The organism is Clostridium sp. CTA-19, from assembly GCF_054767855.1.
In genome coordinates this window covers 78,103-100,607 of record NZ_BAAABH010000009.1, presented here as the reverse complement: position 1 = coordinate 100,607, position 22,505 = coordinate 78,103, and the positions used below count along the sequence as shown (strand labels likewise).

Annotated in this window: 21 protein-coding genes; 5 read left to right on the top strand and 16 right to left on the bottom strand. The window is 25.4% G+C overall.

Annotated features, from left to right (window positions below; translation table 11 throughout):
• Nucleotides 1–25 precede the first annotated feature (25 nt).
• The 5 genes from ACYUE0_RS07115 to ACYUE0_RS07095 form a co-directional block, all read right to left on the bottom strand.
• Complete coding sequence (locus ACYUE0_RS07115; RefSeq protein WP_460270012.1) at nucleotides 26–712, bottom strand: NAD(P)H-hydrate epimerase; 687 nt, start codon at nucleotides 710–712, stop codon at nucleotides 26–28.
• 172 nt (nucleotides 713–884) lie between these two features.
• Entirely contained in the window at nucleotides 885–1,997 is a 1,113-nt protein-coding gene (locus tag ACYUE0_RS07110; protein ID WP_460270011.1) for a GGDEF domain-containing protein, read from the bottom strand.
• Nucleotides 1,998–2,462: 465 nt separating this feature from the next.
• Nucleotides 2,463–3,179, bottom strand: coding sequence for an EcsC family protein (locus tag ACYUE0_RS07105; protein ID WP_460270010.1), 717 nt, complete (start codon nucleotides 3,177–3,179; stop codon nucleotides 2,463–2,465).
• 226 nt (nucleotides 3,180–3,405) lie between these two features.
• Nucleotides 3,406–4,530 carry an SEC-C metal-binding domain-containing protein gene (locus tag ACYUE0_RS07100; protein ID WP_460270009.1) on the bottom strand — a complete coding sequence of 375 codons (1,125 nt, stop codon included), beginning with the start codon at nucleotides 4,528–4,530 and terminating at the stop codon, nucleotides 3,406–3,408.
• A gap of 526 nt (nucleotides 4,531–5,056) precedes the next feature.
• Nucleotides 5,057–5,887, bottom strand: a complete 831-nt coding sequence (locus ACYUE0_RS07095) for a MerR family transcriptional regulator (RefSeq protein WP_460270008.1) — start codon at nucleotides 5,885–5,887, stop codon at nucleotides 5,057–5,059.
• Between the two features lie 112 nt (nucleotides 5,888–5,999).
• On the opposite strand from ACYUE0_RS07095, the gene ACYUE0_RS07090 reads away from it, so the two are divergent.
• Nucleotides 6,000–7,325 (top strand): MATE family efflux transporter, encoded by a 1,326-nt coding sequence (locus ACYUE0_RS07090; protein ID WP_460270007.1) that lies wholly within the window; start codon nucleotides 6,000–6,002, stop codon nucleotides 7,323–7,325.
• Between the two features lie 125 nt (nucleotides 7,326–7,450).
• On the opposite strand, the gene ACYUE0_RS07085 is transcribed toward ACYUE0_RS07090, so the two are convergent.
• Together ACYUE0_RS07085 and ACYUE0_RS07080 are read right to left on the bottom strand one after the other, a co-directional pair.
• Nucleotides 7,451–8,179 (bottom strand): ATP-binding cassette domain-containing protein, encoded by a 729-nt coding sequence (locus ACYUE0_RS07085; protein WP_460270005.1) that lies wholly within the window; start codon nucleotides 8,177–8,179, stop codon nucleotides 7,451–7,453.
• 16 nt (nucleotides 8,180–8,195) lie between these two features.
• The gene (locus tag ACYUE0_RS07080) at nucleotides 8,196–9,749 is read right to left on the bottom strand and encodes an ABC transporter permease/substrate-binding protein (RefSeq protein WP_460270004.1); all 1,554 of its coding nucleotides are present in this window, start codon (nucleotides 9,747–9,749) and stop codon (nucleotides 8,196–8,198) included.
• Nucleotides 9,750–9,948: 199 nt separating this feature from the next.
• Here ACYUE0_RS07080 and ACYUE0_RS07075 point away from each other — a divergent pair, with 199 nt between their 5' ends.
• Nucleotides 9,949–10,791 carry a patatin-like phospholipase family protein gene (locus tag ACYUE0_RS07075; protein ID WP_199869560.1) on the top strand — a complete coding sequence of 281 codons (843 nt, stop codon included), beginning with the start codon at nucleotides 9,949–9,951 and terminating at the stop codon, nucleotides 10,789–10,791.
• Between the two features lie 102 nt (nucleotides 10,792–10,893).
• On the top strand, nucleotides 10,894–11,505 hold the full coding sequence (locus ACYUE0_RS07070; RefSeq protein WP_460270003.1) for a methyltransferase: 612 nt from the start codon (nucleotides 10,894–10,896) through the stop codon (nucleotides 11,503–11,505).
• A 72-nt stretch (nucleotides 11,506–11,577) separates the two neighbouring features.
• Here the strand turns inward: ACYUE0_RS07070 and ACYUE0_RS07065 are convergent, their stop codons facing one another.
• From ACYUE0_RS07065 to ACYUE0_RS07035, 7 genes are all read right to left on the bottom strand, one after another.
• Entirely contained in the window at nucleotides 11,578–13,068 is a 1,491-nt protein-coding gene (locus ACYUE0_RS07065; RefSeq protein WP_460270002.1) for an STM4011 family radical SAM protein, read from the bottom strand.
• A complete protein-coding gene (locus tag ACYUE0_RS07060; protein WP_460270001.1) occupies nucleotides 13,065–14,339 on the bottom strand; it encodes an STM4012 family radical SAM protein in 1,275 nt (424 codons plus the stop codon). The genes ACYUE0_RS07065 and ACYUE0_RS07060 overlap by 4 nt, the downstream gene beginning before the upstream one ends.
• 30 nt (nucleotides 14,340–14,369) lie before the next feature.
• On the bottom strand, nucleotides 14,370–15,227 hold the full coding sequence (locus ACYUE0_RS07055; RefSeq protein ID WP_061994434.1) for an STM4013/SEN3800 family hydrolase: 858 nt from the start codon (nucleotides 15,225–15,227) through the stop codon (nucleotides 14,370–14,372).
• Nucleotides 15,211–16,215: an STM4014 family protein gene (locus ACYUE0_RS07050; protein WP_460270000.1), complete on the bottom strand. Its 1,005-nt coding sequence runs from the start codon at nucleotides 16,213–16,215 to the stop codon at nucleotides 15,211–15,213. The genes ACYUE0_RS07055 and ACYUE0_RS07050 overlap by 17 nt, the downstream gene beginning before the upstream one ends.
• A 7-nt stretch (nucleotides 16,216–16,222) precedes the next feature.
• Nucleotides 16,223–17,071 carry an STM4015 family protein gene (locus ACYUE0_RS07045; RefSeq protein ID WP_061994436.1) on the bottom strand — a complete coding sequence of 283 codons (849 nt, stop codon included), beginning with the start codon at nucleotides 17,069–17,071 and terminating at the stop codon, nucleotides 16,223–16,225.
• A 211-nt stretch (nucleotides 17,072–17,282) separates the two neighbouring features.
• Nucleotides 17,283–17,471, bottom strand: a complete 189-nt coding sequence (locus ACYUE0_RS07040; protein WP_061994437.1) for a hypothetical protein — start codon at nucleotides 17,469–17,471, stop codon at nucleotides 17,283–17,285.
• Nucleotides 17,472–17,660: 189 nt separating this feature from the next.
• Nucleotides 17,661–17,816: a zinc-ribbon domain-containing protein gene (locus ACYUE0_RS07035; RefSeq protein WP_061994438.1), complete on the bottom strand. Its 156-nt coding sequence runs from the start codon at nucleotides 17,814–17,816 to the stop codon at nucleotides 17,661–17,663.
• 308 nt (nucleotides 17,817–18,124) lie between these two features.
• Here ACYUE0_RS07035 and ACYUE0_RS07030 point away from each other — a divergent pair, with 308 nt between their 5' ends.
• Together ACYUE0_RS07030 and brnQ are read left to right on the top strand one after the other, a co-directional pair.
• Entirely contained in the window at nucleotides 18,125–18,949 is an 825-nt protein-coding gene (locus ACYUE0_RS07030) for a TraX family protein (protein WP_460269999.1), read from the top strand.
• A gap of 804 nt (nucleotides 18,950–19,753) precedes the next feature.
• Nucleotides 19,754–21,040: a branched-chain amino acid transport system II carrier protein gene (gene brnQ, locus ACYUE0_RS07025; protein WP_460269998.1), complete on the top strand. Its 1,287-nt coding sequence runs from the start codon at nucleotides 19,754–19,756 to the stop codon at nucleotides 21,038–21,040.
• A gap of 384 nt (nucleotides 21,041–21,424) precedes the next feature.
• Here brnQ and ACYUE0_RS07020 read toward each other — a convergent pair whose 3' ends face one another.
• Together ACYUE0_RS07020 and ACYUE0_RS07015 are read right to left on the bottom strand one after the other, a co-directional pair.
• Entirely contained in the window at nucleotides 21,425–21,811 is a 387-nt protein-coding gene (locus ACYUE0_RS07020; protein WP_061994441.1) for a hypothetical protein, read from the bottom strand.
• A 26-nt stretch (nucleotides 21,812–21,837) separates the two neighbouring features.
• Nucleotides 21,838–22,503, bottom strand: coding sequence for an ABC transporter ATP-binding protein (locus ACYUE0_RS07015; RefSeq protein WP_061994490.1), 666 nt, complete (start codon nucleotides 22,501–22,503; stop codon nucleotides 21,838–21,840).
• Nucleotides 22,504–22,505: the final 2 nt, after the last annotated feature.

Genomic DNA, 22,505 nt, shown 5'->3' with positions numbered 1-22,505 from the left:
TTCTACCCCCCAAAACATTTATATATTATAACATTTCTATAACTTTTTTAGGAATTCCTATATCAACCACCTTGATATTGCCACAAAATTCTGATATATTTTCCTTTAAAAATCCTACTTTTGGTAACTGCAATGTTATAGTTTCATCAGCTTTTATTGCTACGCCCATAACATCTCCATTATCACTATTTATTCCAGATGGAATATCTATAGCTATAGTATAAGCGACACTTTTGTTGACCTCTAGAATTAAACTTTCATAAACACCTGTAATTTTCCTTTTCAACCCAGTTCCAAACATTCCATCAATAATTACATCTGCATAATTTAAAGTCTGTAATTGTTTTAAATCTGTATTTTCATTTATGAAGTTTAGTCCTATCTTATTATCGTCTAATTTATTTATATTCTTTATAATCTGAAAATTTTCTTTAAAATCATTACTTGCTTTATTTAAATTTCCTACTATAAATACTTCCACATTATAATTATGTAAATGCAAATGTCTTGATAATGCAAGTCCATCTCCACCATTATTGCCAACACCTGAAATTATAACTATATTTGAATTAGACATTTCTTTTAATTTTTCATCTACCTCATTAAATATTTTTATTGCTGCATTTTCCATAAGTATCATTCCACTTATACCTAATTGATTTATACAATAACTGTCTATTTCTCTCATTTTCTTTGAGTCAACGTACTTCATATTACTCCTTTCTTAAATATATTGTTAATTGGACTTTAATCTTAATTTAATAGTTATTATTTAATTTATTATACATATAAAAATTATAATCTAATTATATAGTTATAAAGAAAAAATTTAAAGTCGATGTACTTATAAAGCCTTTAAGTTTCAATCCTAAATAGCTATATAATCAATTACCTCTTTTAAAGCATTTATTTCTATACATTTCATTGTCCGCAAATGTTAAAATTTCAGTTACATTCTTACCATTTATCGGATAAATAGCTTTTCCTATACTAAATGAAATATTAATTTTTTCATTTATATCATTTTTTAAATATATTTTGTTTTTACATATTAGTTCAATAATATCTGAAATTTTTTCACATTTAGTAGTTATTATTGAGAATTCATCTCCACCTATCCTATATATTTGTCCATCTTTATTAATATATTCTTTTAATATATCAATAAAATGTTTTAAGCATTTATCGCCAAAAATATGTCCATTATTATCATTTATACTTTTAAAATCATTTATATCTAAATAGAAAATTCCAAATTCAATGTCTTTTTTTATTAAACTTAAGATATCCTCTTCAAATTTTCTTCTACTATAAGCACTAGTTATATTATCTGTTTCCGCAGTAAAAATAGCTTCTTCTAATGATTTCATATTTTTAGTAAAAAAATATATTAATGGGTAAAAGATCAATGTACCCAAACAAAATATACTATAAATTATTACTCCATAAAAACAATTATGAAATATAATAAATCTAAATAGTAGAGTTAAAGAAATTACATATGAAAAAGGTACAAATGATATTAAATAACCTATTTTTGTTCTCAATGTCTTAATATTAGGCCTATATACTCTGGCAACATGAAATAAATTAAATAATAATATTATTATACCTATAAAGCTAAAACATAAATTATATATGATAACATTACCTTTGTTAACTCCATTTAAAATTATATAATCTTCACATAATATATGAATTGTTATTATTGATAAAGTAGCTACAAGTGATGAATAATATACAAAAGAGACTTCTCTAATTGATCCTTTATATATTCTATATTTCATAGGAAACAAAAAAATATATATGAACTGAGCTATAACAACACCGTTATCTAATTTGAAAACCGTTGATATTATAAAAAGAATTAACAAATATATAAGTGAAACTCCACAACTTTTTAAGTTTAATTTGGGTTTATTTTCATATAATGCTGATCTCATTAATAAGGTAGCAAAAACATATTGACCTATTAAATATAAAAATTGCTTTTCCATATTTTATTTCCTCTATCTTAAGTAACCTTAACATATTTGTATACTTAAATTTTATTCCCTTCTAAATATTCACTTAAAACTCAACATAATATTTACTTAAATTTTAGCATATAAATACATTTTAATCCAATAATTTGAATATATGTATTAAAAGTTCCGTTTTTCTTATAAGGTGTCAAGTTTACTTTTAAAATTACTTGTTCAAAAACTTGGATACGTAAAATAGAGGAGATGTCGCAAAAAAATTATACTGTAAAAGACATTTATTAATATTTCTGAATTCAAAATATGGTAAGAAAATTTTTAAATAAGTTATTCATTAAAAATAGAATTAGAAAATCTTATAAATTTGTGTTTTATTTTCAGAACCTAACCCCAAGGACGGGGTTAGCGATTGCCTAAACAGGACGTGCAACAGCCCCTTTATTTTAAACACTTTTAAATTATATAATATATAATTTTACTTTAAATAAGTATTCTCATTCTATATGCTTGTATTGCAGTGTTACTCAATTTTTCTATAAGTTTATTATTTACATAAGCTCCTACAAAAGCTCCTACCCCTGGTATCATCTGTAATAATTTAGCAAGGTCTATATAATCTCTGTACTCTTGTTGAAATGTTTTCCAATCAAAAAAATTTATATCATCTGGTAACATATTACAATAATCTTCCCAAATTTCCATAGTATAAAAGACTTTATTTACATGATTTTTACTTGAAAAAGCCAGCTGGAATATATTTAGTATATACAATCTCTCTTTATAATCCTTAACGTCAAAGCCATAAATAGCAGCAATATCATAAAGAAGCTTTATTTTTATTCCTAATAATAATGGAAAATCAGCAATTCCTAACGCTATCCCCCCGGCGCCAGTTCCAGCACCTTCTATAATTGCTGTATTTTTATAAACTTTAGTTTTTTCTTCAACTAAATCTTCCCTTTCCTTTAAAGACAAACCTAAATAAGGTTTTTTAGTAATATATTTTGAGCCAAATAAAACTGCTTGAGTCATATTTTTTATTGTACTAGTCATAAACTCATGATATTTATTGGGCAATATTCCATTAAACTTATTTTGAACTCCTTTAGTAGCTTTTTCAAATATAGATGGTCCCTTTCTCATTTCCTTTTTCCATTTTTCAAGCTCACTTAATGCCATTTGATTATAAAATTCCATAATGTTTTCAACTCCACACTTTATAATTTTAACATATAATACTATATTAATTATTGACCACTTTCCACTTTAGAAGTTATACACTTTTTCAGAATTAAATCATTCATATCTTAGATTTTCTAAATTGCTATGTAAGTTATATTATCCAATTTTTTCATTATACATTCCTAAATAAAAATAAAAAGCATCCCCATAATAAATTGAGATGCTTTTTGTTTTTATAAATTTATTTTCCACAACATTTTTTGTACTTTTTGCCACTTCCACATATGCAAGGTTCATTTCTTCCAACTATCTTTTTATTAGCATTAACATTTAACTTCGTTAAAGATAATTCTTTTGGAGTAAAACCTTTGTTGCTCCATTTTCTTGAATTATTAGAAACATTTGCTACTAATTTTACAATCTCATCTAATTGTTTTCTATTTTTTATTTCTATTTTTCTTCTATCTAACTCAAAAAGAACTCTTTGAATATCAAAATCAGAATCTACTAGTCCCATGCATATATCTTCAAAGGTTTCTTCTGCAAGCTCAGTATTCATACATATTTCATTTAAATAATTTTTTAACTTTATATGATCCTCTGTTAATTCCACATAATCTTCATCTGCGTATTTAAGCAATTCTTCATTAGGTAAAATTTTGTATTCTTTGCCTTCTCTAAGTTCTTGTAATGTTTCATATTCTCCTTCATTAACCAATAATGCTTGGTGTATAATTTTTTCATCATCGAACTCAATCATACCTACATTACCAGCAAACTTACCTAATATATCTAAAAATTCTTCTTCATCTAATTTTTCATCATTATTATCGTTAAAAATATTCATAAAAAATTCTATTTCAAATATTCCATATAAATTAGAAAATGCTAATAAATACTCTTGCACATTTCTATATCTTTCTTGTTTTACCGCTAACTTTTCAAAGTTGATTTTTTCAGTAAGATGTTTTATTTCAGTTGGCATAACTATATATACTTTATTTTCCGAAATATATGTAAAAGCCATTCCTATATTATATAGAAATATATAATTTTCAACTGGCATAGTTGTACATTCTATATACTTCTCATTTCTAAGTTCCTGAAGTAATTTCATCCCATCAGCATCTACTGGAACCAAATCTTCTTGCAATATATTAGCATCTTGAATCTTACTACATAACTCATCTACTAACATATCTTTCTTCATTTTATGTCTACCAACAATTTCATATATTCCAGCTAAGTCAGTTAGATTATTTTTTGTAAGATCACTTAAGCATTCTTTTAAAGAAAATTTCAATTCTTTTTTTATAGCTAATTCTTTATTAGCTTCAATTATGTAATTAATTAATTCTTGATTCATATTTGAACTCTCTCCCAAAATAAAATTTTAAATTTAAACTATAATACCGTTCATATAGTCTTTCAATATAGGTTTTCAAATTCTAGTTTCAACTTATACATCTATGGATTTTTAAATTAGTAATATCTAATAAATTCATCTTATACTAAAATCATAACAGAATCTTATAATGATAAGTTAAATATAGATTATATATTCCTATGTTCACATATTATCTATTATACTTTTTTATACTTTTTTATGCAAATTAGCTTATAAAAACTAAAATTATATCATTATTTTTAAACTTTAATTTTTTTTATGAATATATAGATTTTAAATTAAATCACATTAAAAAATTTTTAAGTGTAAACAAAAACATCAATGTCTTATAAAAGTAAAGATTTATAGTAAATAACAAGTATTTCTCACCCTCATACTTAATTAACATATAGGGAAACAAGCTTAAATTTAAAATTTTTCAATAGCTTTAAAATATTTTTATACAAAATATAGTGTTGAATTGTAAGTGATTCTGATCATGTATCTATATTTTTATAACTCTAATCATAATTTCAGTTAAATATTCTTTTTCATTTTTAAGTGCAAAGAAATCCAATAATGTATTTTCATATGAATCTCCAATTATTTTATAATTATTCTCTTTAATAAATTTTAATATTTTTTCATAAGATTTATATGTGCTTTCATAATCACCTTTATGATTTATACATACATATTCGCCTCTGGGCTTTACAAATAGTTTATTATTATTTATTTTATTGTCTAATTTTATAAATAACTTACTTAAAATATTAAATTTTTCATTTTCCACATCGCTTTTTCTTACTATTGCTCCTATTGGATATCCATCATATATATTATTTTCGTCACAATATTTAACAAAATTAATAACATCCATCATTATTTCATTTTGAGAAGAACTACTTAAATCTGATAATATTAAATACTCCTCTTCACACTTTTTTATATAAACTTTATTATTCTCAAATTCTTTCATGCCTTTTTGAGCGACACCTATTTTATTTGTTAGATTATAAATCATTTTTTCTAATTTCTTAATTTTTAGTGTAGCCTTACTTTTCTCATCTTTTAAAAGCCTTATATATTCTTGTGGAGTCCTATTATATAAATATTTCTTTATTTCATCTAATGAAACATCAAGTTCTCTTAATTCCAATAATATAGTAAACGTATCATACTGACTTAAACTGTAAAGTCTATAATTATTTTCATCTCTATATTCTGGTGAAAAAATACCTATTTTATCATAAAAAATGAGAGTTTTTCTTTGAACCCCACATAATTTAGCAAACTCACTTACAGTAAAATATTTATCTTTAACATTATTGCCCATGTTCCCTCCTTAATCCTATAATAAAACCTTTAATATATATTTTCCTTGACTGTATAGTTACTATACACTTTATAATTATTTTTATCAATTAGTTATATAAGGAGGGGTTTTAATGGAAGCTACTTTTACTAAGAAATTTACTTTCATTGAGTTTTTAAGATTTGTCGCTCCAGCAATTATATCTATGATATTTATATCATTATATACAATTGTAGATGGAGTGTTTGTATCAATACTCATAGGCTCTGATGCACTTGCAAGTATCAATATAACATTGCCTATAATAAATTTAATTTTTGGTATATCCATTATGTTTGGAACTGGCGGTAGTGCTCTTGTAGCTATAAATCTTGGTGAAAACAAACTCAAAAAAGCCAATGAAGCTTTTTCACTAATTTTTCTAGTTGCTTCTATAATTGGTATTATTCTAGGCTTAATAGGTTATATATTCATAGAAGATATTTCCGTGATTTTAGGTGCTACTGATAATCTATTGCCATATTGTATTTCTTATGGAAGAATAATATTCATGTTTTCACCATTTTTCGTTGTAAAATCTATGTTTGAATTTTTTGTACGAACTGATGGTAATTTCAAATTCAGCTTATTACTTTCTATTGTCGGTGGTATTATAAACATAATTTTGGATTATATTCTTATAAAATACTTTAACCTTGGTATAGCTGGTGCTGCAATTGCAACTTCTGTTGGAGTGTTTATATCTACATTAATGGGATTTAGTTATTTCTTTACAAAAAAATCTAAACTTAAATTTACAAAAACTAAATTTAACTTAAACCTTATAAAAAACACTATGTTAAATGGCTCTTCTGAGATGGTTACCGAACTTTCAACTGGTTTTGTAACATTATTGTTTAATATGCTTACTCTTAAATATGCTGGTGAAAATGGTGTTGCAGCATTAACAATAATTTTATATGCTCATTTCCTTTTAGTATCTACATATCTAGGTTTTTCCTCTGGTATATCCCCACTTATAAGTTTTAACTATGGGGCGAAAAATGAATATAAACTAAAAGAAACCTTTAACTACTCTAAAATATTTATTTCAGTATCTTCTATAATTATATTTCTATCATCATTAATTTTTGGAAAATACATAGTGAGAATATTTGTGCCTTATTCTAGTCCAGTTTTCATACTTGCTATACATGGACTAAAATTGTTTTCTATTGCATTTTTATTTGTAGGAATTAATATTTTTGCATCTGCAATGTTTACAGCCTTTTCTAACGGAAAAGTATCTGCAATAATTTCATTTGCTAGAACCTTTCTCTTTGCACTTGTATTTGGATTTATACTTCCATATTTCTTAGGAATAGATGGTGTTTGGCTAAGCATTCCACTTTCAGAGATTATAACAACTTTCATTTCTATACATTACATAAAAAAGTACAAAAAACAATATACTATTTAATCATATTTTTACATATAAAATAAATATTAATTTGCAAAAAGACTTCAGCATAGAACTAAATTATGCTGAAGTCTTAAAATATACATAATCATTATTTCAAATTAAAATTCATACTATTTTTTAAACTAATAAGCTATTAATTTTTTTACAAACTCACTATTAGGGTTGTATTTTATTTCATCACTAGTTCCTATTTGCTCTATTTTTCCATCATTCATTATTATTATCTTACTACCTAATTTTAATGCTTCATTTATATCATGAGTTATAAAAAAAATGGTTATCCCTAATTGTTTTTGTATTTTTAATAATTCATCTTGTAAAACATGTCTTGTTATTTCATCTACTGCACCAAATGGCTCATCCATTAATAATATATATGGATTTGATGCTAACGCCCTTGCTATACCTACTCGTTGTTTCTGCCCCCCACTTAACTGTGAAGGATATCTAGTTATTAATTCTTCTTCAAGCTGAACAGTATTCATAAGCTCTTTTACTTTCTCCAAAGAACTATCTTTTTTATTTTTGTTTAAATCTAAAACAAAAGATATGTTTTTTTCTACTGTCATATGAGGAAATAAGCCAATGCTTTGAATTACATATCCAATATTTTTTCTGAGTTCAATCAAATTCGTATCTTTTAAATTTTTACCATCAACAATTATTTTTCCATCATCTGGAGTTATAAGCCCATTTATTAATTTTAATGCAGTTGTTTTCCCACTTCCTGATCCACCTATAACCGTTACAAACTCACCTTTGTATATATCTAAATTTAAATTTTTCAGCACAATTTTATCATCATATATCTTACTAACATTACAAAAACTTATTAATGGTTTACTCTTCATACTTCATAACTCTCTCCTACTTAATTATTCCTTTTTCTATTAAAAACTCTTTTGCAACTTGAAAATCTTCTTTTTTCTCCACTTCTACTTTATAGTTCATATTTATAATTTCCTTTTCTGTTATAGTATTATTTAATAAATTTAACACTTCTATAAGCTCTGGATATTTTTTCAAAGTCTCTTCTCTTATTATTGTCCCTGCTAAATAGTTAGGGAAGAATCTCTTATCATCCCTTAAAACCAAATAATTTTCATTTACAAGCTGACCATCTGTAGTTGAGGCCATTATTACATCTATTTTATTAGATGAAAGTGCTTTATATTTTAATCCCATGTCTAAATCTAAAGTATCTTTAAAATTAAAATTATATAGTTTCGCTAATGAATTATAGCCATCTTCCCTCTCATAAAAATCATATTCTGCCCCTATGACTAACTTATCACTTATTGTTGCTAAATCAGAATAGGTTTTTAAATTATATTTTTCAGCTAATTCCTTATTAACCACTATTGCATAATTACTATCATATCCATATAAATTAAACCAATTTAAATCATACTTTTCTTTGTATTCTTTTTTTAGTTCTTCATATGTGTTTTCACTCTGACTTTTTTTCTTTAATACATACTCCCATGATGTACCTGTGTATTCTGGATAAATATCAACCTCTCCCTTTACTATAGCGGGATGAATATTAGCTGTTCCCCCACCTATACCTTTTTTAATTTCAACTTTTATTGATGTTTTCTCTTCAATAAGTTGTGCCATAATTTCAGTTAAAATATACTGTTCAGTCATTGGTTTTGATGCAATTATTATAGTTTCTTTTCTGCTAAAACTTGCTCCTATAAATATGATTATAACTAATAAAATGCTTATAACCCCAATATGTTTTTTTGTCCCCATCACCTTTCTTTTAACTTTGCCTTTTGTAAATCTTATATTTATATCTTTTTGAATACAAGACATAATTGAATCTATAGTCAAAGCTATAAGTGCAATAAGTAAACTTCCAGCAAAAGTCATTGTTGGATTATTAGTTGTAATTCCTCTCCATATAGCAACTCCTAACCCCCCTGCCCCTATAAAAGATGCAATACCACAAAGTGCTATGGTCATAACTACCATATTTCTAAATCCAGCAAAAATTACTGGTAGAGCAAGTGGTAGTTTTATCTTATAAAGCAGTTCCCTTTTAGTTGCACCCATACCTTTTCCTGCTTCTATAACATCCTTATCTACATTTTCAATACCTGTATAAGTATTAGTAATTATAGGTAACAATCCATATAATGATAATGTAATTATAGCTGTAACATTTCCAACTCCAGAAAAAGAAACTAAAAATCCTAAAATTGCTATTGATGGGATTGTGTATAAAAAATTTGTAATTCCTTTTATGGGATTAGACAATTTTTTATTTTCACATACTATTACCCCTAAAAAAATACCTATTATTGTAGAAATCACAACAGCTACAAAAGATAATACTAAATGCTGAATAACTAACTCTAAAAAAAAGTCTATCCGCTCAATATATAGTTTTAAAACTTCTCTAATAAAATTCATTTTTTTCTCCTAAACAAATGGCTTCACTTTAATATATTTATTTTTTTTAAAATATATTACATTCTTTTAACTTAGTTATATTTATATAAAAGCTACTTATATACAATAATACTTATTTAAAATAATTTTAGCGTTTGTATATTAACTATATAAGGTATATAATTTTTTATATGTTTTCTATAACGGAAAGGAGATATTTATGGCTAGTTTAATATTAGAAGGTGGAACTTTTAGACCTATATTTAGTTCAGGTGCAATGGATGCACTTTTAGATAACGATATTATTTTTCCTTATTGTATAGGAGTATCTGCTGGAATTACACATGGTGTTTCTTATTTATCTAAGCAAAGGGGAAGAAACCTTGACGTATTAAAATCCTATAGAAATGATAAAAGATATTTAGGGTTCAGAAACTTTTTTAAATGTAAAAGTGCTTTTGGATTAGATTTTGCCTTTGATGAAATCCCTAACAAACTAAATCCATTTGATATGGACACTTTCTTAAAATATGAAGGAACAGCCTTAGTAGGTGTTACTAATGCTAAAACTGGTAAAACAGAGTACTTAGATGCAAAAAATTTAGATGATAAATGTACTATGTTAAGAGCAACTTGTGCTATACCATTTTTATTTCCACCAATAAAAATAAATGAAAATTATTATTATGACGGCGGAATATGTGATCCAATACCTATAAAAAAAGCTATTAAAGATGGTAATGAAAAGCATTTAATAATACTTACTAGACCTAAGGGATATGTAAAAGAATTTTCCAAGAAAAATTTAATGGCTTCAAAGGTTTTAAAAAGAAAGTACCCAAATTTGTGCAAGCCTATTCTAACAAGACATAATTTATACAATGAAACTGTAAAATATTGTGAAGAGTTAGAGCAACAAGGTAAGGCAATAATAATAAGACCTAAATCCAATCAAGCTATTGATAGTTTTGAAAAAAACATAGATGTACTAACTGAAGGTTACAATAATGGTTATAACCAAACAATAGAGCAGTTAGATGAAATTAAAAAGCTACTTTTATAGTATTAAATGTTATATTTAGGGTATTATACTTAATTAAGAGTTGAGAATTTATGATTATTCAAAATAACATATGTTTTATCCTGTAAAACAGAAAGGACTATAATGAATGATCAAACTTTTGAAAAACTACTTAATATAAAAACTTCTGGCGAACAAAAAGAATACTATGAATCTCTTCACTACAATAGATATGAGCCAACATCATATTATGCACTTGAAGCACTTTCTAAAGAATATGATTTTAAAAGTGATGATAGAGTAATTGACTTCGGATGTGGTAAAGGAAGACTTAACTTTTATTTAAATTACTTTTTTGATTGTTATGTAACGGGAATTGAAATGAATAAATTCTTTTATCAAGAAGCTCTTGATAACAAAAAAGAATATTTGAAAGAGCATAATAGAAACTGTAAAAAAATAAATTTTTTAAACTGCTATGCTGAAAATTATGAAGTTAATCCAAAGGATAATAAATTTTACTTTTTCAACCCTTTTTCTATGCAAATATTTATGAAAGTTATATTAAATATTTTGATTTCTGTAGAAGAATATAACCGCGAGGTAGAAATTATACTTTATTATCCTTCTCAAGACTATATCTATTATCTTGAAAACTTCACCCCTTTCACATTAAAAAAAGAAGTTAAGTTACATGGGTTATATGCTCTTGATGTTCGCGAAAGATTTTCAATTTATCAATTTAAATTATTATAAATTTAAAGAGCTATTCTAAAGTGGAATTATATTTTAGAATAGCTCTTTAAAACTTTAAATTCATTCTTTTTATTAAATAATATAAGGCAATTGAGCTACTTTTAACCTATACCTCGCCTCTTCTATTAATTCTTTTGATGCCCCTGTCTCTGCAACGGAATGATATATTCCTTTAATCATGGATAAATCATTATTAGAGTTACCTATTACCATAACTTTTTCTTTATCTAACTTTAACTTTTCACATATCACTGATAAACCACTTAATTTATTTACACCATTATTGACTATACTTAATCTTCCATGATTATGTATGATATTATAATGACCACTATTATTCATATGTTTTATTATTTCACTATCTATTTTACCCCTCATCAATATCTTATATGGTCTATCTTTATAGCTATAAATCTTATATTCATTACACAAATTAGGTATTTTTAACAAATAGTTATAAACTTCATAGTTATTAGTTTTTTCTACTATATGTGCACCATTTGCAAAACTTCCACCTGATAATAACCTTTTTATCTTCTTACACTTCTTCATCGCTTTTTCATAGGGTAATTCTGTGTTCAAATAAATTAAAGCTATTTTACTTAAATATTCTAAAGCTAATATATCTTCATTTTTTATTTTTCCATCTTTGCTTACTAATGTTCCATCTATATCTAAAAATATTGCTTTTATATCTAGTCTTTTAGGTACCCTTACTAACTCATCTTTATTAAAAAAATCCAACTTTTTTAAACCCTTCAAATGTGAGTAAGATAAATAACAATCACATCTTCCTTTTAAACAACTTGTCTCCTTTTTGATAGTATCATTACTATATAAATTTCCTAATGTTTTACGTACTTTATTGCATGGATAAATATCCCCTTTAAAATCTATAAAATAATGTTCTTTTCCGCCTATACATTTCCCTTTATTTAAATAATTTTTTACTTCTAAATCAAACATAGGATCTATATCATTAAATATACTTATTTCTTCTTCTGTATATTTTCTATTAAGTCCATCCATACTGTTAATCCATAAATAAACTTCTACAGGTAAACTATTTCTTAAATTTTTTATGATTTCAATATCTTTTGGATTTCCAACTACACCTACGCTTAAATTTATTTTTTTATGTAAATATTTTATTTTTTCTATAAATTCATCTACTTTTGTCATCTCTGGATGATATGTACACCATAAAGTTATCTTATCTAAATTCACATTTTCTTTTTCTAATTCGTGAATAAAGGATTGAACATTAAAACTTAAGTTAGTTTGACATCCTACTTTTCTAATTTTTTTTACTCTACAAAGTTTCGCAATTCCTTTAACATAGTAATTATGTATAAGAGCTTCACCGTAAGGTGATATTAAAACACTAACATTTTCTTTGAAATTTATATTTGATATTTTATTTAAAAAATTACACCATTTATCTTTATCTCGTTCTATTTCCTTAATACTATATTTTCTTTTAGAAAATGGACAATAACTACAATTATAATTACAAGATTTTAGTTCTCCACGATAGGTAATTCCAGTAGCATGTTCTATCATTTTTTCATCCTTTCTTTCACTGTGTCAGAAATCCAAAATGGTAAAATTACATCAGAATATTTTATGCCTTTTTTAGTAAGTCTTAATTTTTTTCCTTCTAGTTCAATAAGTTTTTCTTTAAAAAGTTCTTCAAATATTGGATAAGCTTTTAACAAATCTTTACTAAATATTTTCTTATATTCCTTTAAATCTAAACCTTTATAATACCCCAAATTTTTAATAATAAACCTACGCTCTACTTCTTCAAAATTCAACTCATATCCCTTTAATCCTTTAAAAAAATTATCTTTATCTACATAATTACTTAAAACTTCTTTACAATCATTTCTTTTTGAAGTATATGGCTCACAAAAATGTAGGTTTCCTATATAACTTCTTCCACCACATCCAACTGATAGCATTTGCTCAAAACCACAGCTAAGATTATTTTCACTTACTCTTTTTACAAAGCGTCGCATAGATGTTTGAATATAACCATTTTTATTTAATTCTTTTACTGCTATATCATACATTTCATGTTGAAAGTCATAATTCAAATTCATCCTTCCAAATATCTTTGTATCTTCCCTTATATAAAGGGGATAAATAAATATTTCTTCCGGTTTATACCTTAAAGCTTCATTAATAGAATAGATTAATGATCCTTTTGTTTGACCTTCTATTCCATAAATCAAATCTATATTAACTGCATCAAATTTAAGATTTATTATTTTATCTAAAGCTTTGTAACAACTTTCTTTTTTATGATTTCTATAAATACATTTCAATTCATCTTCTACAAAAGACTGTATTCCTATACTTATACGGTTAAGCCCTCTATTTTTAAGATATAAAAGTTTATCTAAGTCAGTTTGATTTGGCGAAGTTTCTATAACAAAGTTAGCTTCATCTGTTTTTATAGAAAGGTTTTCTTCTAAAGTTTTAAAAATCCTTTCCATCTGTTCTATAGAAAGTATGAGTGGCGTTCCTCCACCTAATATTAGATTTGTAAACTTAATATGATTTTCACATAATTTATTGCCATATTGAATTATCTGGTTACATACAGTATCTATATATTTTTCTAATAAAACTTCACTTGTGTTAGGTATTGAAAATAAATTACAATATCCACATTTGCTTTCACAAAATGGAACATGTATGTAAAGAGTAAGATTGTCATCTTTTAAATTTGAAATAGCATTTAAAATTTTTTCTTCTTCTATTTCATAATAAGCATTTTTATGGGGATAACTATACATGTACTGATAATATATCGGTGATTTATCCAAAATACTCACCTTCTTTCTTCGTTTTTTACATTAAAGGAAAAAATGTTTATATGGAACTGTGTATACTATTTCATGGGATACACAGTGAAATTCATATCCATCTTCTCCATAACATGTTCCATGATCTGAACATAAAATGACAAAAGTTTTTCCTCTTTCCCTAAATATATCAAATAATCTTTCTATCCTATTATCTACATATTTAAGTGCTGCAGCATGAGTGTCTTTATTATCTTGTTTTGCACCATCTAAATAAAAATTATTTGGATAATGTATAGCATCAATATTCACATACATAAATATCCTTTTATTATTTTCTACTTCTTTTACTTTTCTTTCTATAAAATCTAATTGATTATCAAAACTGTTTTTTATATGACAACTAAATGATGGATGCCAATAACTTTTTTCAAAATATGAAGGTAATACCTTTCCTATATCGGAACGTTTATTAAAAAAGGCAACCCCACCAATACACATGGTATGATATCCAACTTTAGATAATCCCTCTATAAAAGTAGAACCTTCGAATGCAAATGCCCCTTTAGGAGTTGCATTTCCTAAACCTATATTTTTAGGGAAAAAGAGACTTTCTCTTTCCATAATAGGAGTAGGCTCTGCTGGACTTGGTAAGAAACCTGAAAACATAGCATGATGTGAAGGATATGTAAAATTTCCTGGTGCATGACATTTTTTCCACTGCCCATATTTGTTTATATAAGGTGTTGTACCCTTGTCCTGTTCTTCCTTTGCCACATCATACCTTAATGTATCCAGACACACAAATAAAATATCATGTGTTCCTACAACTTCATTCATATTTATTTCCGGCTCTTTATCTATATTTCCTATAGCTCCCATAGGTACCTCATTATTTAACTGATTCATCTTTGCATATCATTCCTCTCATCTGTGATTTGTATATTTTATTTTCATTAAATATATCCTTATAAATCAGATCTCCTTGTCCATTAATTTCTATTATCATAGGGTTTCCCTTTGGTGTAATTAAAATATCAATTCCAGCACTATTAAGCCCCTTAAAGCATTGCATGGCTCTAAAACATAAGTTTTCTATTTTATCTTTAATTTCTTTTGATAGTTTAATGTCTTCAATATCTATTCCACAATTATTAAGATGTAAATTAGTAATTGGTGTTTTACTTCCTCTACCTACAATAAAATCAATTTTTCCATATTGGTACACTACTCTTAAATCATAGCTTAATCCATTATGTATTGATTTTGGTATCCACTTTTCAACTATTATTTCTTCTTTCAAAAGCAAATTTAAAATCATGCTTATTTTATTTTGATCTGTAATCTTTCTCATTTTTTTCGTATTGCAAATTTCATTTTTATAATCTATTTCCATAGATGTATACACTATCTCTTTATTCATCTTTGGATTATACCTGTATGCTAAAACACCAGCTGCCCCTGAACCATACCTAGGCTTAATGAATATTTCATAAACCTTTTTATTCTGAACAAATTCTCTTAAATCATCTAAAGATTTAATATTACTTTCAATAATAGGTGTTGTAGCAATACCATTTTTCATAAGTATATTTTTACATTTAAATTTATCTAAAGTATTGTATATTTGTAATGGACTATTTAAAAAGGTTACGCCCTTTATATTTTCTAATAACATTAATTTGTTCTTATAATCATTTATAAGCTTAGGTAATTTATTAATTTTATATTCTTTATGAATAGGCGGATCAACTTTTATAAAACTTACTTTATGTAAATCTTCTTTTTCCCAATTCTCCCAAGGCAAAAATTTAATAGTATAACCTAACTCAACTGCTGCTTTTAAAAAAAATTCAGTACGCTTACTTAATTTTTCTCCAATTAATAAGAATTCCATATCGATCTTACTCTGTTAGCATAGGCCAATTTCCATACTCTTCATCAACCTCTTCTTGTTCATCTAAATCTATTTTTATTGGCAATTTGTTTAATTCATTCATTAATTCATCTGATAGAAAATGGTAATGTAAATCTAAAAATTTTAGGTGGTTTATCTTATCTTTATTCTCTAGTAAAATATTACCACCTATATCTGATAATGTTCCATTAGAAAAATTTAAAGTTTCTAATTGTTTTATTATGTTACTTTCTATAACTACTTTTACTATATCATCTTGAATCTCGCTATTCCCTATACCTAAATACTTTAAACTTTTTAAAGATTCATTTTCAACTACTTTTTTTATGTCTTCTAACGCTCCATCAAATCCATAATTATCTACACCTATATATATATTTAATTTTTCTAAACCTGGTAAATTACTATTTCCTATTTGATTTAATACTAATTTAGGAATTCCTCCACAAATAATTTCTAAGGATTTAAGGTTTTTATGTTCTATATTACCTAAAGACAATCCTTGACTTCCTTTTATAGTTAATTTTCTAAGATTAGGCAATGCATCCCATATTCTACTATAATCACCTTGTTCTATCCAAGATACTTCACACTCTTCATAATCCATATCACCTATAAAAAGACTTTCTATATGAGCAAATTTTTCTTTATTATCTACAATCATATCTAATATAGCTTGTACATCATTATCATAAGATTCTCCCCAACATCCAACTATAACTTCTTTTAAATTATTCAAATCTGAATCTTCTAAAATTTCAGCAGCTAACGTCTTTGCATCCTTATCTCCATCTTCATAGTCCTCATAATCATAAAAATATTTTTTACTATCCATATGTCTACTCCTTTTTATAATATTACTTTATTTTCGTTATATTATAACATTTATTTACACTTTTTACATCTTATCATTATACTTACTCATATTTAAATTGCAATTATTAAATTTTTTAATATTTTTTTAAATAAATAAAGAAAATGAACCTTTTTAAAATAGGGTTAAACCCATATTTCAAGAAAGTCCATTCTCTTACAAAATTTTTTTATTAATCTCTAGATATATCTATACCACCTAAAAGAATATGAGCAACACCTGCACCAACTAAAAGTGCTCCTGCCATATTTTTGTAATCATTTTTTCTAAATTTATGCCTTTTACTTTGTTTTGTATCTAAAATAACACCTGTTGCTGTAACTACTGTTCCTAAAGCTACTGGTAAAACACCTTTTCTCATCCTAATGCCTCCTATTTAAATAAATATTTAATATTATTTTATCCTTATTTTTAAATAGAATACATACTATAAAATTCCCAAAATAGAAGTTTAATTTAGATGTTAATTTAAATAACAAATAACTTAATTTAAAGCATAAAAAAACTGTTCTAAAATAAAATTTTAGAACAGTTGATTTACAATATAAAACTATCTTCTATTGTTTTGTTGTTTTTTAGCTCTTCTGCAATCTTGACATCTTACAGGCTCGTTATCGAATCCTTTTTCTTTGTAGAATTCTTGCTCTCCTACTGTGAATACGAATTCTTGTCCGCAATCTTTGCATAATATTGTCTTATCTGTCATAATAATTCCTCCTAAATTAAAAGATTTCAATTTGATACAATAATCTCCAATTCATGAGAAACTATTTACCTAAACTAAACTCTTTATTTCTTTATTTTTTTTAGCTCTTACGCTATTTTTCTATAATACCACAGTTTTTTATATATTGCAATATAATTTAATAATTTTTTTTATTTTTTTAAATTTTACGGATTCTAGTCTTTAAATAAAGCTTTATTATTAAGCTTTATTTAAGATTTAATTTATAATCAATTAATCTCTAAACCTTATAATTTTACTATCAACTTAAAAAGAAAGGATGTATGTTTATGAACTTAACAACACTAAATAAAAAAGGCATTACTATGACCCAGCTTAAATTAATTGGTATAATTTTTATGATTTTTGATCACATACATGAATTTTTTAATTTTGCTCCAACATGGTTCAATTGTATTGGAAGGCTTGTAGCTCCAATGTTTTTGTTTTCTTTAGCAGAAGGTATGTATTATACTTCTAATAGAAAAAAATATTTATCAAGATTATATATAGCCTCAGTTTTAATGGCTATAGGAAATACACTTATAATGAAATTATTTCCTTCTCCAACAGATTCATCTATGATTATAATAAATAATATTTTTGCAACACTATTCTTAACTGGGCTATACATAGTATTTGTAGATAAATTTAAACTTGGAATTAAAAACAAAAGTTTTAAAATTATAGTTCAAAGTATTTTACTAATGTTACTTCCTTTATTGCTATCAGCATTATCTTTAATGATTATGAGTAATGAAAATATTCCTTTAATTATTTTTCAAATCATCATGATATTTATTCCTAACCCAATGTTAGTTGAAGGCGGTATAATATTTATTATAATTGGAGTTATGCTTTACATATTTAGAAGCAATAGAACAAAAGAAGTATTAATTTTTATAATAATATCCTTAGCTTCATTATTTATGGGATCTGGATTTAATTTTCATGTAACATTTGTTGAAAATTATCAATGGATGATGATATTTGCATCAATATTCATGTTTCTTTATAATAATAAAAAGGGTACTGGCTATAAAAAGTTTTTCTATATATTCTACCCTTCACATATATACATACTTTATATCTTGTCTATATTGTTAACCAAATAATATTATTGTATAAAATTTAATATATATAGGGTTCCAAATTAAAGCTTAAACTTATTCATTTATCAAATGAGAAAACTCAAATTAATATTTTATCAATAACTAACAGATTATTTTAGTTAAAAGTTAAGAGTGAATAGTGAACAGTTAATGTTCTTAACTAAATATATTTGCAATTATTTTTCTCAACTGATAACAAAAATTTGACGAATAAATTTTAAAGTCAACTTGGAACCATATAAAAATATATAGTTTAAATTATTAGAAAACTACCAATTAACAATACTTTCTATATATCTAATATATTTCTTAGTTTTTTTAATATATTGTTAATTAGAACTTAATTTATGAAATTATTAAGTCTAAATTGAAAACTTTTTTATTTTTTATAAAATTTTATTGCATTTTAAAAGTTACCAATGTATAATGATTTTTAAATAAACATGACTTTTAGATAATAAGGAGTTTTTAAATATGATAAATAATATAAACTTAACCAGTGTACTACAACTTAATATGTATTACTTTAGCTACTTTAGTTAGGTTTGTATTTATGATATACGGTAATCATAGGTACAAACATGCAATGTTTTGTATCTATGATGGCTAAAGTTAATTTGTTATGCAAGGCCACATAGATAAATACTATGTGGTTTTTTTATCCTAGGCACTTAAAGGCCACATAGTGAATGCTGTGTGGTCTTTTTTATATAATTTTTTATTCATATTAAACTTTATCATTTGATAAAGTTATAATTTAAAAATCATTTTTGAAACCCTATATTAATAAAGAAAGAGGTAAAAAATATGAAAAAATTTAGAGATATAATAATTGTTGGTTTTGCAATGTTTTCAATTTATTTTGGTGCAGGCAATTTAATTTTCCCTCCATACATAGGAATGACTTCTGGTAGTGGTTGGTTAATAAGTTTTTTAGGGTTTATTTTTGCAGATGTAGGAATAATACTTTTATCTATAATTGCAGTAGCTAAATCTGGTTCTTTTCAAGCTGTAGTTGGACGAGCGGGTAAAAAATTTGGTATTAGCTTGGAGTTTATAATGATGCTTTGCTTAGGTCCTATACTAGTCATTCCAAGAACTGCAGCAACAACTTTTGAAATGAGCATAGCACCAGTGTTTAATTTAAATCCTATTATCTTTTCAATATTATTCTTTACTCTAACACTAATTCTAACAATAAGACCTACTAAAGTTATTGATATAATAGGTAAATTTCTAACTCCAGTATTATTAATTACTTTAGCTTTCTTAATAATAAAAGGAATAATTTCTCCTATTGGAGCACTAAATAATAACATTGACTCAAGTAGTTTATTTGTAACAGGACTTACTCAGGGATACCAAACTATGGACGCCCTTGGGACTGGTGGAATTACAATGCTTATAATGGCTTCGTTTTTAAGCAAGGGTTACAAAGATAAAACAGAAACCATAAATCTTACTATAAAATCAGCAACAGTAGCAGGCATAGGATTAATCCTAGTTTATGGTGGATTAGCATACTTAGGCGCTACAGTTTCATCTATTTATGATAAAAATATATCTCAAACTGCATTGTTAATTAATATAATCAAAAATTTATTAGGCAATAATGGAATATTAATATTAGGTGTAATTGTTGCATTCGCATGTCTTACTACAGCCATAGGTTTAACATCTGTAACAAGTAAATATTTTGAAGATATAAGTAATAAAAAATTCAAATATGAGCATATAGTTATTTTCATTTGTACATTTAGCGCAATAGTTGCTAATTTCGGAGTTGACAAGATAATTTCTATTTCAGTTCCTATATTAACAGTTATCTATCCTATTTCAATTGCTTTAGTATTAATGAATTGTTTTAGAAAAGTATTTACTAAAAATACAATTTATAAAGGTGTTGCCTATGCAACTCTTTTAACTAGTTTACTTACAGTAATAGATAGCTCAGTTGTTACAATATCATTTATTCATAAATTACCTTTTGCAGCCCTTGGCTTTGATTGGGTATTACCAGCTATTATAGGTGGAATTATTGGTTACTTTGTAAACAGCAATGACTCTGATGTTTGCTTAACAGAAACTGAATAGTAAAACCATAATAAAAGGGGCTATCGCAAAATAATTATACTGTAAAAGCCAGGTTTTTTTGAACCTGGCTTTTGTTATAAAAAACATTTATTAATATTTCTGAATTCAAAAGATGGTAAGAAAATTTTCAAATAAAGTATTCATTAAAAATAGAATTAGAAAATCTTATAAATTTGTGTTTTATTTTATATTTTTCCCAATAGCCCTTTAAATTTTTTCTTGCCATTAATCATATATTAAGCGAATTACATGTAAAAAAGGGAGCATATCCCTCTAACCTTTAGTTAGTTTTGTGACAGCCCCTTTATATATTTATGATAAATTTATTTAATGCAAATTTAAAATGGAAATTGATGAGTATATCTAATACTATTGTAATTTTAATTATATATCTATTTCTCTTAGAAGTTCATCTATTTCATCATCCATTCCATCTTGTTTACATTTATTCTCTAATAATACTTCTGTTTCTAAATATTTATTGTCTACTCTTCTTATACCGTTACTCTCAAATAAATAACTAAAATTTTTAATAATATATCCTAATGTAAACAAAGATATTCCGTAAAATGCATATGGAGTTATAGACGTTAAATAAAAATTAATAACCTCTACTATTTGTTTACTGGGATCAAATCCTTGTAAAACTAAGTTTGATATATGTCTATAAGATGCGTATATATTAAATATTGAGAACAAAACCATAACTACTGCACATATATTTAACATAAGTACCACTTTTACAGTTTTATTCATTTTAAATGATTTCATAATTACCTCCAAATCCAAAACTACTGTTATTTTATAAATGCTAATTTTCCAGATTTTAATCCCCAAATCTCATCAACGTAAGTACATACTTTTTTAGAATGAGTTACTATAATAACACATTTATTATGCTGATGGGATAATGATACTAAAATATCCATAATTTTTTCTTCTGTCTCACTATCTAGGTTTCCTGTTGGTTCATCTGCAATTATTATATCTGGATTATGTGCAAGCGCTCTAGCTATTCCTATACGTTGTTGCTCCCCACCGGATAAATTTAAAATTTTTCTATTAGCTATATCAATATCAATTCCTACATCTTTCAATAAATTATATACATAATTATTTTTATTTTTTTCCTTAACATTACTTATATTCATAGATAGTAATATATTTTCTTTAGCAGTTGCATTTAAAATTAAATTATATCCTTGAAATATTACTCCTATATCCTTTGCTCTATACAAATCTCTATCTATTTTCTTTAAACTTTCACCATTATATAATACTTCACCTGTTTTACAGGTATCAAGCCCTGATATTAAAGATAACAAAGTACTTTTCCCTGCTCCAGATTTTCCGACTATACCATAAACTTTTCCTTTTTCAAAATTTATATTTATATTACTAAAAACGTCTTTTTTTCCACCTTCATATATATAACTTACATCTTTTAAACTTAATAAATTCATAT